Here is a 12576-nt window from a genome sequence, read left to right as displayed (position 1 = left end):
CTGGACCCCGGTTTCCCATCGGCTACACTCGGACAGGCCCTGCACCCAATAGGCATTGTGTTGCGGCTGGACCCCGGTTTCCCATCGGCTACACTCCCTGACGGGATAAGGCTCTGAGAAATAAGCCTTATCCCGCCATTTTTTTGCGCGGATTCCGGCGTGGCGGGGTCAGAACAGGACGTATTGCTCCGGATTTTTCCGGGAAGGCTGGCGGATTCGGCCGTCGAAGCACACGATGGTTTCATACTGTTTGTCCGTGATCAGCACGATGTGGACCTTGCCGGTGGCGGGCACCGCCTTTTCGATTCGGCGGCTGAGGGTCTCCGTCTGCTCCCGGCCGACGCAGTGGCGCAGGTAGACGGAGAACTGCGACATCTCGAATCCCTGATCCAGCAGGAACATGCGGAACGCCGTCGCGGCCTTGCGTTCGCGTTTGGTCAGGACGGGGAGGTCGAACAGCACCATCATCCACATGATCCGGTATCCGCTCAGCATGGGCGCCTCCGATCAGGCCGTTTCAGGGCTCCGGGGGTGCCGGCCATTCCAGCGGCATGGGCGCCCACGCCCGGCCGGGGTCGCCGCCGGGCACATCGAGCAGCGCCGTGCCCGATTCGTAGGATTGCGCCAGCGACGTGGCCGCGCGCATCACCACCGTGGAAAGCGGCGTCGTGCCCTCCGCGGTGGGCAGGTCGAGGGACGGCACCAGGGCCAGGAAACGCTTCGTCTGCGGAGTGACCGCCATGTGGCCGGCGTCGGCCAGCCGCGCCACCGCGAGATCCACGAAGGGGCGGAACGGCTCCATCAGGTCGTCCACCAGGCACAGGGGGTTCGACCGGTTGTGGTGGAACACGCCGGGCGTGGCGTGCAGCCCCGCCCCCATGACGCCGCGCGCGACGGTGGAGCGCAGGATGGCGTAGCCGTAGTTCAGCAGCCCGTTCATCCCGCCGGCCTCGGGGTCGCGCCGGAACTCCTCGCCGAACAGCAGCGGCCAATAGCGGCGGGCGGCCTGCGCCTCGACGTTGCCGGGGTCGCCGGAGCGCACCTGGCGCGCCAGCGACTCGAAGGCGCCGGGCGTCACGCCGCGCGCCTCCAGCACCGCGCCTTGCTGGCGGATCTTGGCGCGCACCAGTGTCTGCCACAGCCGCTTTTCCAGCGGTGCCGGCACGTTCAGTTGCGCGCGCATGCGCCGGGCCTGCACGTGGTGGCCGTCCACCGGCCACAGGAAGGCGGCGGGCGAGTGGTTGGGGCCGCACAGCACCACCACGGCTCCCCGCTCGACCAGGGCCAGCAGGACGTTGTTGGTGTAGGTGATACGGCCGGAAAAAGATCCGTTCCATTGGTTTCCGGCCGTGAAACCCGACAGATCAATGCGTTGCATTGATCGATAGGGTCATACCGTCGGCATCATTCAGATGCCGACGGTATGAGGCCGTGGGCGTTCGCCACCACCGCGGCGATGTCGTCCAGCGGCACCCGGCCGATCTCCCGCCCGCCGCTCTCCACCACCAGGAAACCGCGGGACAGGGACAGGTGGCGCCCGTCCCCGTCGATCTCGACGATGCGGCCGGTCACGCCACCGCCTCCCCGTCCGGCCCCGGCTCCACCGCCCACTTGGGGAATCCGGGGTCGCGCACCCGGCCCAGCGGGTCCGCCGTCACCCGCCGCGCCCGGCGCCGGCGCAGCACGTCGAACGATATGATCAGCCAGCGGAACGGGTCGTCGGGATCGGCGTGGCGCTTGTCCAGTTCACCGGCCTCGCTGTGCTCGGCCATGCGCAGGCGGTTGTTGGCGGGCTCCAGACGGGCCACGCGCATGATGCGCTCGCGCCCGTCGTGCTCCAGCTTCATCAGATCCCCCTTGTGCAGGCGCATGACGAAGCGCTCGCCCGGCGCGGGAACACAGGGGGCGGCGCGTCCGTCGGGCAGGGCGGTGCGTCGTGCATCGAACAGCGTCACGGCGCGCCCGGCCCAGCGCCCATCGGGCAGGGCCACGACGTCGATGTGATGCACGTCGCCGGCGATCAGCCCCTTGTAGGGTTCGCCGTCCGGCCCGGCCAGCCAGATGGGCGCCGCCTCCTTGGTCAGCAGGCGGACGTGCCGCACCCCCACCCACGGCTCCGTCGCCGCCAGATCCTCGGCCGCCCGGATCACCGCCTGCTTGACGTCAAGACGCTCGGGGCCGGCCCTGTGAAAGGCGACGCGGTCCTGCATCGCCCGGCGCAGCAGCGGGTCGCGGATGCGCGCCACCTCCCGCTCGCTCAGGCCGTCCAGCGGCTTGCGGAAGACGAGATTGAACCCCTCGGCCCGTTCCGATTCGGTGGTCGGGCCGTAGGCGGTGTCCTCGTGCAGCCGGCCGCCGGTGCCGTGTTCGGGCTTGTGGGAGACGGTGACGGCGCGCACGCGCGCCGCCAGTTCGTCGCGGAAGCCCGGCCAGGGCGGGTCGAGATCGTCCATCAGCCGGTCCAGCCCCTGGTCCTCCGCGCGCTGCGCCGCCTGCGCCACCCGCTGCACCAGGCCCTGGTCGATGCAGCCGATCACCGCGGCGTCCAAAGCATGGTGCAGGTGGTTGTTGCGGTTCTTGATCACCGCGCCGTCCGCCGGCGCCTCGCCGCCGTCCCGGTTGTGGTCGCGCAGGATCGAATCGATGCCCCAGCGCCGGCGCAGCAGCGCCGTCAGCCGTCCCGGCGACACGCGCACCCGGTCGGGGTGGCAGACGTGGCGCAGGTACTCGCGCGCCAGCCGCGCCAGATACTGCGTGTCGGTGATCTGGCGGGCCAGGAAGCCGCCGTCGGCGTCCCACCGCTGCATGGCGTCGGCGGCGAAACGCCAGCGCTTGTTGGGCGGCAGGTCCTCCACGCAGCCGAGAATCACCGCCCAGCGCGCCGGATCGTGGTGGAAGGCATCATAGGGGGTGCGGTTGCGCTTTTCCCGGTTGGCCTCCGTCAGGCACACCACCTTGTTGGCGGCGCTGTCGTCCAGGCTCTGCGAGAAGGGCAGGATGTGGTCGATGTCCACCTTTTCCGACAGCAGCAGCTCCAGCCCGATGGTCCGGCCGGTGTAGGGGCAGCGGCGGGCGACGCCGCTTCCCTGCTCCTCCCACAGGCGCAGCTTCATCAGGTTGCGGCCGTTGACGGAGGCGCCGGCGCGGCGCAGCAGCTCCTTGCGCGCCTCGTTCTTCTTCTGGTTGTCGGCCTGCTCCTTGTCCGCCTTGCGGCGGGCCTCGGCGGTCTGCTTCAGGGGGCGGGCCAGCTCCACCACGATCTCCTGCGGGCGGCCGTAGCGGTCGATCAGGGCGTTGACCACCGTGCGCACCTGGTTCAGCCCGATGTGCACCGTGGGGTTGGCGAGACGGCCCAGGCGCTTTTCCACCGGGTCCTTGGGGTCGCCGGTGCCAAAGGCCACGTGGCGGTCCAGCACCGCGCCGTAATAGGGCAGGGCGTTCAGGCGCCCGCCCGGGCGGCGGTCGGAATGGTGCAGGCCGGGGAAGGCCACCGGCACCGCCTCGTCATAGCGGATCGGCCGCCCGTCGACGGCGTGCGTCTCCATCACCGGCAGCAGGGCGGCCAGCGCCCGCCGGCCGATGCTCATGTGGAAATCGGGCAGCGGCGCATCGGCGACGCGGGCCGCCGCCTCCGGCTCCAGCCCCGGGCGGGCGATCAGCCAGTCGATCAGCGCGCCCTCCTCGGGCTCGGACAGCAGGCGCTCGACGATCTCGTCCTGCTCCGCCGGGGTCAGGCGGGCCCAGCGGGGGCCGAAGCGCCGCTTGTCCGACAGCACCGCCGCCGTCTCGTCGGTCGCCAGCTCCGGCCGGCGCGCCGATTCGTGGGAGAACTCCACCTCCGAGCCGAGCTTCAGCACCTTGCGGATGTCCTTGAAGCTGATGGCCTTCTTCGCGGGCTTGGCGCGCGCGGCGCGCAGGATGGCGTCGCGCTCCTCCATGCTGAGCGGCCGCTCGCTGCGGTCCGGGGCGATGATCCTGAGGTTGGCCAGCTCGCTCAGCAGCCGGAAGCGCTGCGCCGACGGCAGGGCGCGCGGCGCCCGCCGATCCTCGGGGATCAGGGAGCATTTGCCGACCGGCGGCGGCTTCAGCGGTCGCTGGTGGAAGATGCGCCGGCGCAGCGTGGCGCGAGCCTCCTCGGTCAGCAGGCCGGGGTGGTGGGGCGCCTGGGCCGCCCACAGCGCGTCGAACTCCGCCTCCAGCATGGGGCGGGCGGGGTAGAAGGGGAACTCGGCCCGGGCGCCGCGGCCCACCGGGCGGGCGCGCACGCTGTGGCCGTTGGCGCGCAGCCAGGCGAAGAAGGCGCCGAGCGTCGGCGCGCCGGTGTCCGCCATGCGCGCCTCCAGCCGGCCGATGGCGGGACGGATCTTGCCCGCCTCCTCCGGGTCGCCGGTGCCGCGCACCGACTTGAAGCCGCGGCGCCGGTTGATGTGGAACAGCGCCCGGCCGATCTCGTGGGGGTCCAGCCGCTCGTCCACGCCGCGGGCGCGCAGCGCCAGCGGGTCCAGCCGTTCCAGCGCCTTGCGCGCGGCGCGGTCGGCCGGCATCAGGCCGAAGCGGATCAGCGCCGCCATCAGCCGGGTGCGCCGCACCACCGTGCGGTCGCGCCGCCGCCGCATCTGCCGCGCCAGCCGCCGCGCCACCGCCAGGGAGCTTTTGTCCTGCGGGTTGCGCCCGTCGGTGAAGATGCGCACGCCGAGGCGCCGCACCCCCCGGGGCTGTCCGTCATGATCCAGATCGAGAACGCACCAGCCGAGCGAGTTGGTGCCGAGGTCGAGCGACAGGCGGTAGGGCTGCATGGGGTCGGTCCGCTCCACGAGAAAGAGTGCACACGTGTTCGGACGCAAAGCCGGCGCCGAACTCCATCCACGGGGGAGCGTATCACGACGCTTGACCGCGTGAAGAGTTCTGCTAATCTTTCCCCTGCCGGAACCGATACCTGTTTAGCCGATGGGAAACCGGGGTCTGGCCGTTAACAAGCCTGCTTCGGCGGGCACAAGATGCGGGGCAGGCTACGGCCTGCCCCTTTTTGTTGGTGTCCGTCCGGACGCCCCTGAACCGGCCCGCGTGTTGCGCCCGGCCGGCGGCAAAGCAAAAGGCCCGGCTCATCGCTGAGCCGGGCTTTCGTCTGTTTTGGTGGAGCCAAGGAGGATCGAACTCCTGACCTCTACAATGCCATTGTAGCGCTCTCCCAGCTGAGCTATGGCCCCGAAACTCGCCGGCGGCTCTGGGTGCCGCGCGGGACCGGATAAATAGGGCCTTCCGGGCGGCCGTGCAAGCGGAAAAAGCGTGGTGCCGCAGGTTCTTCGGGAGGGGGCGCGGACCGTCCGCGCCGCGGAAAATCAGCCCCATAGTAGCGGGCTGTTACCATCGCCCCGGACGGTGGTGGCACCATGCGGGCCGCGCAACCGAAACCAGGGAGAGACGACCATGGGCGCCAAGAGGATCCTGCTGCTGGCCGGCGACTTCGCCGAGGACTACGAGACCATGGTGCCGTTCCAGACGCTGCTGGCCGTCGGCCACCGCGTCGACGCCGTGTGCCCCGGCAAGCGGGCGGGCGAGCGCATCGCCACCGCCATCCACGATTTCGAAGGGGACCAGACCTATTCCGAAAAGCGCGGGCACAACTTCACCCTCAACGCCGACTTCGAGACCGCGCGGGCCGAGGATTACGACGCCCTGCTCATCCCCGGCGGCCGCGCGCCGGAATACCTGCGCCTGGACGAGCGGGTGATCGCCCTCGTCCGCGCCTTCGACGCCGCCGGCAAGCCCATCGCCGCGGTGTGCCACGGAGCCCAGCTCCTGGCCGCCGCCGGGGTGACCAAGGGGCGGCGCGTGTCCGCCTATCCCGCCTGCCGGCCGGACGTGGAGATGTCCGGCGGCACCTACGCCGACATCCCCATCGACGGCGCCGTCACCGACGGCACCCTGGTCACCGCCCCGGCCTGGCCGGCCCACCCCGCGTGGCTCGGCCAGTTCCTGGCTGTGCTGGGAACGCGGATCGAGCTATAATCCGCACTCCGGACGATCAGCCGCCGACGGCGGGCGCGAGCGGGGAGGGTGGACGCCATGTGCGAAATCTACGTCAAGGCCGATCCGGCCCTCTATGAATGCCGCTCGCGCTCGCTGCGCATCCACGGGGTGGTCACCAGCATCCGCCTGGAAGCCCTGTTCTGGGACGTGCTGGGCGAGATCGCGGCGCGCGACGGCATGACCACCAACCAGCTCATCGCCAAGCTCTATGACGAGATCGTGGAGTACCGCGGCGACGTGCCCAACCTCGCCTCCTTCCTGCGGGTGAGCTGCCTGCGCTACCTGACTCTGGTGGCCGGGCAGGAGGAACGGGCGGACGCCCGCGCGGCGGGGGCACTGGGTCACCCCCGCCGCTCCGCCGCCGTCGTGCCGCACTCGGGCGCCGGACTCGCCGCCGGCCGCTGACGGAACGGCGACGGGCGTTCGGGGCGACCCGCCATGTGGCGTCGCGCCGCCGCCGCCGCAACGGGCGCCGGCCAATGGCCGCCATTGGGAAAACCGATGGGGGCCGGGGCGGGCGCTCAGCCCGCCGCGGCGTCGGTGCGCGGGCTCTCCAGCGAGCGCACGATGTGCTCGGCCAGCAGCTCCGCCGCCTTGGGCAGGGCGCCGGCGGCGCGGTAGAGCGCCACCTCCGTGTCGGCCAGGGCGGGCAGGCCGCGCTCCTCCCCCACGATGTGGAACCCGGCGGCCAGCATCGCCTTGGGCAGGATGGTGATGCCCAGCCCGGCGCGCACCGCCGCCTGAACCCCCGCCAGGCTGGGGCTGGTGTAGACGATGCGCCACGGCAGCCCGCGCGCCTCCAGCGCCTCCAGCGCCCGCTTGCGGTAGATGTCGGGGTAGGGGGCCAGCACCAGCGGCACCGGGCCGTTGCCCGAATCCTCGTCCAGCAGCCGTTCCGTGGCGGCCCACACCAGCGGTTCCCGCCACACGCCGATGCCGCCCGACGCCCCCTGAGGCTCGCGCTTGCACAGCACCAGGTCGTATTCCCCCCGGGAGAAGCCGTCCAGCAGGTTGGCGGTGAAGTCGCAGTTGACCTCCAGGCGCACCTGCGGGTGGGCGCGGGCGAACCGCCACAGCACGTCGGGCAGGTGGACGGTGGCGAAATCCTCCGGCGTGCCCAGCCGCACCACCCCGCCCACGTCGGGCTCCATCAGGCGGGCCATGGCCTCGCCGGCGGTCGCCAGCAGGCGCCGGGCGTAGGCCAGCAGCAGCTCCCCCTCCGGCGTCAGGGCCAGGGTGCGGCCGGTGCGCTCGAACAGGCGCCGCCCCAGCCCGTCCTCCAGCCGTTTGATCTGCAGGCTGATGGTGGACTGGGTGCGCCCCAGCCGCTCGGCGGCCCGGGTGAAGCCGCCGCTGTCGGCGATGGTGACGAAGGTGCGCAGGAGATCGAGGTCGAACGGCGGCAACGGTGTCGGCATGGCCCCTCCCCGGGCCAGCTTACCCGCCCGCCACCGCCCGCGCGAGCATCAGGTACAGCGGCACGCCCAGCAGGATGTTGAAGGGGAAGGTGATGCCCAGCGCCAGCGGCAGCGACACGCCGGGATCGGCACCGGGCAGGGCGTGGCGCAGGGCCGCCGGCACCGCGATGTAGGAGGCGCTGCCGCACAGCGTCGCCAGCAGGGCGGTGTCGCCCACGCCCAGCCCCAGCGCCATGGCGGCGGCCAGCCCGATCAGGCCGCCCAGCAGCGGCATGCCGATGCCGAAGGCCAGCAGCCGGGGACCCAGCGCCAGGGCGCTGCGCAGCCGCGACGCCGCCAGGTAGCCCATCTCCAGCAGGAACAGGCAGAGCACCCCGTCCCACGGCGCCACGAACAGGCCGTGCATCCGCTCCAGCCCCGGCGCGCCGATCACCAGACCCACCAGGATGGCGCCGGCCAGCAGCAGGACCGAGCCGTTCAGCGCCGCCTCGCGCACCGCCTCGCGCACCCGGCCGCCCCCGAAACCGCCGCCGAAGCCACCCCCCGACACGGTGACCGTGCCGCCGCCGGCCCCCGCGCCCAGCGCCGCCGCGCCGCCGGCCGCCCCGGCCAGCACCAGCCCGGTGACGATGGCCGGCGCCTCCATCACCGCCAGCGCCGCCACCATGTGGCCGCCGAAGCCGATCCCCTGGCTTTCCAGCAGCTTGGTGGCGGCGACGAAGGTGACCAGGCTGACCGATCCGTAATGGGCCGCCACCGCCGCCGCGTTCACCCGGTCCAGCCGCACGGCCGAGCGCAGCAGGCCGAACGCCAGAACCGGCATGGTCAGGCTGAGCGCCGCCGCCGTCAGCAGCACCGGCATCACCGACGCCGCGTCGGCCCCGGCCAGCGCCACGCCGCCCTTCAGGCCGATCGCCACCAGCAGATAGGCGGCCAGCGCCTTGCCGAACCCCTCGGGAATGGGAATGTGCGACCCCGCCAGAGCGATGGCAGCCCCCAGCATGAAGAACAGGATGGGGGCGGACAGCAGTGTATCCAGGGTCGCGGCGGGCAGAATGGCGTCCATTCCCGGTCTCTCCAGGGGTGTCTCAGGATGGCCGGGACTATGGAGTGCACTGCGGCATTGTGGAAGCCGATCCTTTCAATGAGTTGCATTGAAATCGTCAATGGGTGTGGCGGTCAGCTCGCCCGCACCCCCGCGACGAAGCGGTCGGACCGGTCGTGCAGGTCGCGGGCCCGTCCGGCCAGCCCGGCGGCCAGATCCTCCAGCAGGCCGGCGGCAGCCCGCGAGCGCTCGACGCCGGTGCGGAAGGTGCGGATGGCGGCAACCACGCCGCCCACCTGGTCGTTGGCCCCGGCGGTGGCGCGGGCGATGTCGGCGGCGGCATCGGCCTGCTGCGCCGTCGCGGTGCCGATCACGCCGGTGACCGCGTCGGCCTCGTCGACGACGCGGCGGAAGTCGGCGACCACCGCGGCGGTGCGCGCGGAGCCTCCCTGGACCGCCGCCACCAGATCGCGGATGTCGCCGGTCATCTGCATGGTCCGGGTGGCCAGCGTCTTGACCTCCCCGGCCACCACGGAGAAGCCGCGCCCGGCCTCGCCGGCGCGGGCCGCCTCGATGGTGGCGTTCAGGGCCAGCACCTGGATCTCGGTCGCCACCTTTTCGATCATGCCGACCACGGCGTCGATGCGGCCGGTGGACTCCTCCAGGTCGCGGCTGATGCCGGCGGCGGCCTCCACCGACACCGCCGCGGTGCGCTGGATGGCCAGCGACCGGTCCACCTGCCGGCGGATCTCGGTGGCGGTGACCGACGTCTCGTGGACGGCGGCGGTGATGGCCGACAGGTTGGCGGTGGCGGTGCCGCTGGCGGCGTCGATGGCGCCCGCCTCCGCCTCGATGGCGGCGGCCAGGGTGCGGATGGCCCCCACCTGGTCGAACAGGGTGCGGACATCGGCCTCCACCGCCGCCACCGCGTCGGCCATGCCGGTGGAAAAGCCGTCGCTGAGGCGCAGCATCGCCTGGCGCCGCTCCACCACCTGGTGGCGGTGTTCGTCGACGGTGGCCGACAGCTCGCCCGACAGGTCGGCCACGGTCAGCCGCAGCCGCTCCACCGACCAGCCGAGCCGGCCGGGAACGGCACCGGGCGGCGGCTCCCCGCCGCCGGCCAGGGCGTCCAGGGCCGCGGTGGCCGCGGCCAGCGGCCGGCCGCGCCGCAGCCGGTACCAGACGGCCAGACCCGCCAGCCCGGCGAGCTGGCACAGGGCCGCCGCCGCCGGGGCGCCGCCGTGCAGGGCGAACGCCAGCGCCGGCACCGCCACGGCGAGGATGCCCGCCGCCACCGTCAGCCGGTCGGCAGCACCGCCGGCACCGGAGGTTGCCGCGGCGGCGTCGGCGGCGTCGCGGGCGGCCATGGCGTCGCGCGCGCCCGGGCCGTACGCCGTCCAGGCGGCCCGCACCTCGGCGAAGGCGGTGCCCTGTTCCGCCACCATCAGGGGCTGCATGGCCTCCAGCCGCGCCATGGCCTCGGCGGCGCGGCCGTGGAAGCGGGCGAACAGGCGCCGGCCGGCGGGGTCGCCGTCCAGCAGATAGTCGCGCAGGTGCGACGACGCGATGCCCACCGGCCCCCGCACGTCGACGATCTGGGCCAGCAGCTCCTTGCGCTCCGGCGTGGCCGGCAGGGTGCGTTCGCGGTCGAGCATGGCGGTGAGCGCACCGGTCAGCCGGTCCGACAGGCGGGCGCACGCCTCGCCGGCGGCCCCGGCGGCGGTGGCGACGCTGCGGCGCGGCGGCTCCGCGGCCAGCAGGGTGGCGACCACGCCGTCCAGCTCCTCCGCCAGGCGGGCGATGGTGTCGGCCACCACCGCCTGGGTGGCGGTCAGCAGCGGCGCGCTGTCGGCGATGCGCCGGCGCGCCGCCGCGGCCTTGCCGTAGGCGGCGTCGAAGGCCCGGCGCAGGGCGGGGTCGCCGGTGGACAGGAAGCCGCGCAGATGGCCCATGGCCAGGCCCAGCGGCGCCCGGAAATCGGCGAAGTCGGCGAGCAGCGCCTTGCGGGCGTCGGTCGCCTCCAGCACGCGCTCCTCGTCGATCAGCGTCGTCGCCAGGGCGCCGAGCTGCACGCCCAGTTGCGTGCAGCGCCGGCGCGGGTCCCCGGCGGCGGCGCTCAAAGGCCCAGCTCGCTCAGGCCGGGATGGTCGGCGGGACGCGGGCCGGGCTCCCACAGGAACAGGCGGTCGGCGGCGGCGATGGGCACGTCGTTGATGCTGGCCTCGCGCCGGCGCATCAAACCGTCGGCGTCGAACTCCCACTGCTCGTTGCCGTGGGCGCGGAACCACTGCCCGGCGGCGTCGTGCCATTCATAGCAGAACCGCACGGCGATGCGGTTGTCCAGGCACGCCCACAGCTCCTTGATCAGGCGGTAGTCGTGCTCCTTTTCCCATTTGCGGGTCAGGAAGGCGACGATGGCGGGGCGGCCGGTGAAGAACTCCGACCGGTTGCGCCAGCGGCTGTCCTCGGTGTAGGCCAGGGCCACCCGCTGCGGATCGCGGGTGTTCCAGGCGTCTTCCGCCATGCGGACCTTCTGCGCGGCGGTCTCCGCCGTGAACGGCGGCAGGGGCGGGCGTTGGGCCATGGGGCCGGACCTTTCTCGGGGAACGGGTCTCGCGGTGGGAAGGCGCGGGGGCGGGACCGGACGGCCCGGCCCCCGGATCGGGCATCAGGGATTGCCGTAGCCGTAGTCGGGCAGGCCGTCCTCGGCGCCGTAGTACTTGTAGGGCAGGAACTTGCCGGTCAGCGTCAGCTTCACCCGGTCGCCCTTGGGGTTGGGCTGGCGCTCCATCTCCATGTCGAAGTCGATGGCGGACATGATGCCGTCGCCGTACTGCTCCTGGATCAGCTCCTTCAGGGTGGTGCCGTAGACCTGGACCACCTCGTACAGGCGGTAGATCAGCGGGTCGGTGGGCGGCAGCGTCGGCAGCGAGCCGCGGTAGGGCACCTCGTTCAGCAGCTTCGTCTCCGCCTCGGTCAGGCCGAACAGGGCGGCCGCCTTCTGCGCCTGCGGCATCGGCAGCTTCATCTGGCCCATCAGCGCGGCGGTGATGAAGATCGGGGAATAGCCGCCGATGGTCTCGGCGATGGCGGCCCAGGTCAGGCCCTTCTCCCGCTTCATGTCGAGGATCTTCTCGGTCAGGTCTTCGCGCTTCATGGATGTCTCCGGTTGGCAAACTGGGCGAGGGGGAGGGTGTCGCCGGTCTCGGGCACCGGCACCGGCTGCGGTGCGGCGCCGGGGCGGACGACGGGCGGGTGGCGCCGGTCGTAGCCGGGCGGGGGGGAGTCGCGGAAGGTGCGGCTGCGCGTCACCAGGAAGTCCAGCAGGTGGTTGCGCAGGGTGTAGTAGTGGGGGTGGCGGTGCAGGTCGGTGCGGTCGCGCTCGCGCGGCAGCGGGTTCTCGACGATCTCGGCGATGCAGGCGCCGGGGCCGTTGGTCATCAGCACGATGCGGTCGGCCAGGTACATGGCCTCGTCCACGTCGTGGGTGATCATGAAGGTGGTCTGGCCGGTGTCCAGGCAGATGCGCCGCACCTCGTCCTGCAGGGTGCCGCGGGTCAGCGCGTCCAGGGCCGAGAACGGCTCGTCCATCAGCAGGATCTTGGGCTCGATGGACAGGGCGCGGGCGATGCCGACGCGCTGCTTCATACCGCCCGACAGCTCCGCCGGGCGCTTGCGCTCGGCCCCGGCCAGGCCGACCAGGGCGATGAAGCGGCGGGCCTGCGCCTCCACCCACTCGCGCGGCTTGTCCGGCCAGCGCGAGCGCACGGCGAAGGTGACGTTGCCCAGCACGCTGCGCCACGGCAGCAGGGCGTGGCCCTGGAAGATGACGGCGCGGTCCAGGCTGGGCCCGGAGATGGCCTGCCCGTCGACGATCACCGTGCCCTCGCTGGGGCTGTCGAGGCCGGCGAGGATGTTCAGCACCGTGGTCTTGCCGCAGCCGGAATGGCCGATGACGCAGACGAACTCACCGCGCTGCACCGGCAGCCAGAGGTCCTCGAAGATGGTGGTCCGGCCGCCGCCCGGCGCCGGGTAGCGCCGCGCGATGCCTTCCATGGAGATGAAGCGTGGTGTGGTCATCGG

General features: G+C 72.5%; 12 protein-coding genes and 1 tRNA gene. 2 read left to right on the top strand and 11 right to left on the bottom strand.

The genetic code is table 11. From position 1 onward, the window contains the following. Positions 1-168: 168 nt before the first annotated feature. The 5 genes from cas2 to G472_RS0124835 all read right to left on the bottom strand — a co-directional run bounded on the left by cas2 (position 169) and on the right by G472_RS0124835 (position 5207). A complete protein-coding gene (gene cas2, locus G472_RS0124850; protein ID WP_245593576.1) occupies positions 169-468 on the bottom strand; it encodes a CRISPR-associated endonuclease Cas2 in 300 nt (99 codons plus the stop codon). A 49-nt stretch (positions 469-517) separates the two neighbouring features. Then, a complete protein-coding gene (gene cas1 / locus G472_RS35500; RefSeq protein WP_051341236.1) occupies positions 518-1378 on the bottom strand; it encodes a type II CRISPR-associated endonuclease Cas1 in 861 nt (286 codons plus the stop codon). A 26-nt stretch (positions 1379-1404) separates the two neighbouring features. Then, positions 1405-1572 carry a hypothetical protein gene (locus tag G472_RS39140; protein WP_211100253.1) on the bottom strand — a complete coding sequence of 56 codons (168 nt, stop codon included), beginning with the start codon at positions 1570-1572 and terminating at the stop codon, positions 1405-1407. Then, positions 1569-4796: a type II CRISPR RNA-guided endonuclease Cas9 gene (gene cas9 / locus G472_RS35495; protein WP_051341235.1), complete on the bottom strand. Its 3228-nt coding sequence runs from the start codon at positions 4794-4796 to the stop codon at positions 1569-1571. Before cas9 ends, G472_RS39140 begins: the two co-directional genes overlap by 4 nt. Before the next feature lie 335 nt (positions 4797-5131). Then, positions 5132-5207 (bottom strand) — tRNA-Ala (locus tag G472_RS0124835). Positions 5208-5427: 220 nt separating this feature from the next. On the opposite strand from G472_RS0124835, the gene G472_RS0124830 reads away from it, so the two are divergent. Together G472_RS0124830 and G472_RS35490 are read left to right on the top strand one after the other, a co-directional pair. Beyond that, positions 5428-6009, top strand: a complete 582-nt coding sequence (locus G472_RS0124830) for a DJ-1/PfpI family protein (protein ID WP_029010534.1) — start codon at positions 5428-5430, stop codon at positions 6007-6009. A gap of 57 nt (positions 6010-6066) precedes the next feature. Continuing rightward, a complete protein-coding gene (locus tag G472_RS35490; protein WP_051341232.1) occupies positions 6067-6435 on the top strand; it encodes a ribbon-helix-helix domain-containing protein in 369 nt (122 codons plus the stop codon). A gap of 116 nt (positions 6436-6551) precedes the next feature. Here the strand turns inward: G472_RS35490 and G472_RS0124820 are convergent, their stop codons facing one another. The 6 genes from G472_RS0124820 to G472_RS35480 form a co-directional block, all read right to left on the bottom strand. Continuing rightward, on the bottom strand, positions 6552-7448 hold the full coding sequence (locus G472_RS0124820) for a LysR substrate-binding domain-containing protein (RefSeq protein ID WP_029010533.1): 897 nt from the start codon (positions 7446-7448) through the stop codon (positions 6552-6554). Between the two features lie 19 nt (positions 7449-7467). Continuing rightward, a complete protein-coding gene (locus tag G472_RS0124815) occupies positions 7468-8514 on the bottom strand; it encodes a sodium-dependent bicarbonate transport family permease (protein WP_029010532.1) in 1047 nt (348 codons plus the stop codon). Positions 8515-8627: 113 nt separating this feature from the next. Next, positions 8628-10613 (bottom strand): methyl-accepting chemotaxis protein, encoded by a 1986-nt coding sequence (locus tag G472_RS0124810; RefSeq protein ID WP_029010531.1) that lies wholly within the window; start codon positions 10611-10613, stop codon positions 8628-8630. Next, the gene (locus G472_RS0124805) at positions 10610-11077 is read right to left on the bottom strand and encodes a nuclear transport factor 2 family protein (RefSeq protein WP_029010530.1); all 468 of its coding nucleotides are present in this window, start codon (positions 11075-11077) and stop codon (positions 10610-10612) included. The genes G472_RS0124810 and G472_RS0124805 overlap by 4 nt, the downstream gene beginning before the upstream one ends. A gap of 84 nt (positions 11078-11161) precedes the next feature. Next, entirely contained in the window at positions 11162-11650 is a 489-nt protein-coding gene (gene cynS, locus G472_RS35485) for a cyanase (RefSeq protein WP_051341231.1), read from the bottom strand. Next, positions 11647-12573: an ABC transporter ATP-binding protein gene (locus G472_RS35480; protein WP_035693696.1), complete on the bottom strand. Its 927-nt coding sequence runs from the start codon at positions 12571-12573 to the stop codon at positions 11647-11649. Before G472_RS35480 ends, cynS begins: the two co-directional genes overlap by 4 nt. Positions 12574-12576: the final 3 nt, after the last annotated feature.

It is taken from the genome of Azospirillum halopraeferens DSM 3675, assembly GCF_000429625.1.
GTDB lineage: Bacteria > Pseudomonadota > Alphaproteobacteria > Azospirillales > Azospirillaceae > Azospirillum > Azospirillum halopraeferens.
Note: the sequence above shows the minus strand (reverse complement) of the source record. Positions and strands in the feature narration are given on the sequence as shown.

Bases quoted from the DNA above. Each gene is read 5' to 3' on its own strand.
- G472_RS0124830 (WP_029010534.1), top strand. From the start codon at position 5,428: ATGGGCGCCAAGAGGATCCTGCTGCTGGCCGGCGACTTCGCCGAGGAC.
- cas1 (WP_051341236.1), bottom strand. From the start codon at position 1,378: ATGCAACGCATTGATCTGTCGGGTTTCACGGCCGGAAACCAATGGAAC.
- G472_RS0124815 (WP_029010532.1), bottom strand. From the start codon at position 8,514: ATGGACGCCATTCTGCCCGCCGCGACCCTGGATACACTGCTGTCCGCC.
- G472_RS35490 (WP_051341232.1), top strand. From the start codon at position 6,067: ATGTGCGAAATCTACGTCAAGGCCGATCCGGCCCTCTATGAATGCCGC.
- G472_RS0124820 (WP_029010533.1), bottom strand. From the start codon at position 7,448: ATGCCGACACCGTTGCCGCCGTTCGACCTCGATCTCCTGCGCACCTTC.
- G472_RS35480 (WP_035693696.1), bottom strand. From the start codon at position 12,573: ATGACCACACCACGCTTCATCTCCATGGAAGGCATCGCGCGGCGCTAC.
- G472_RS0124805 (WP_029010530.1), bottom strand. From the start codon at position 11,077: ATGGCCCAACGCCCGCCCCTGCCGCCGTTCACGGCGGAGACCGCCGCG.
- cynS (WP_051341231.1), bottom strand. From the start codon at position 11,650: ATGAAGCGCGAAGACCTGACCGAGAAGATCCTCGACATGAAGCGGGAG.
- cas9 (WP_051341235.1), bottom strand. From the start codon at position 4,796: ATGCAGCCCTACCGCCTGTCGCTCGACCTCGGCACCAACTCGCTCGGC.
- cas2 (WP_245593576.1), bottom strand. From the start codon at position 468: ATGATGGTGCTGTTCGACCTCCCCGTCCTGACCAAACGCGAACGCAAG.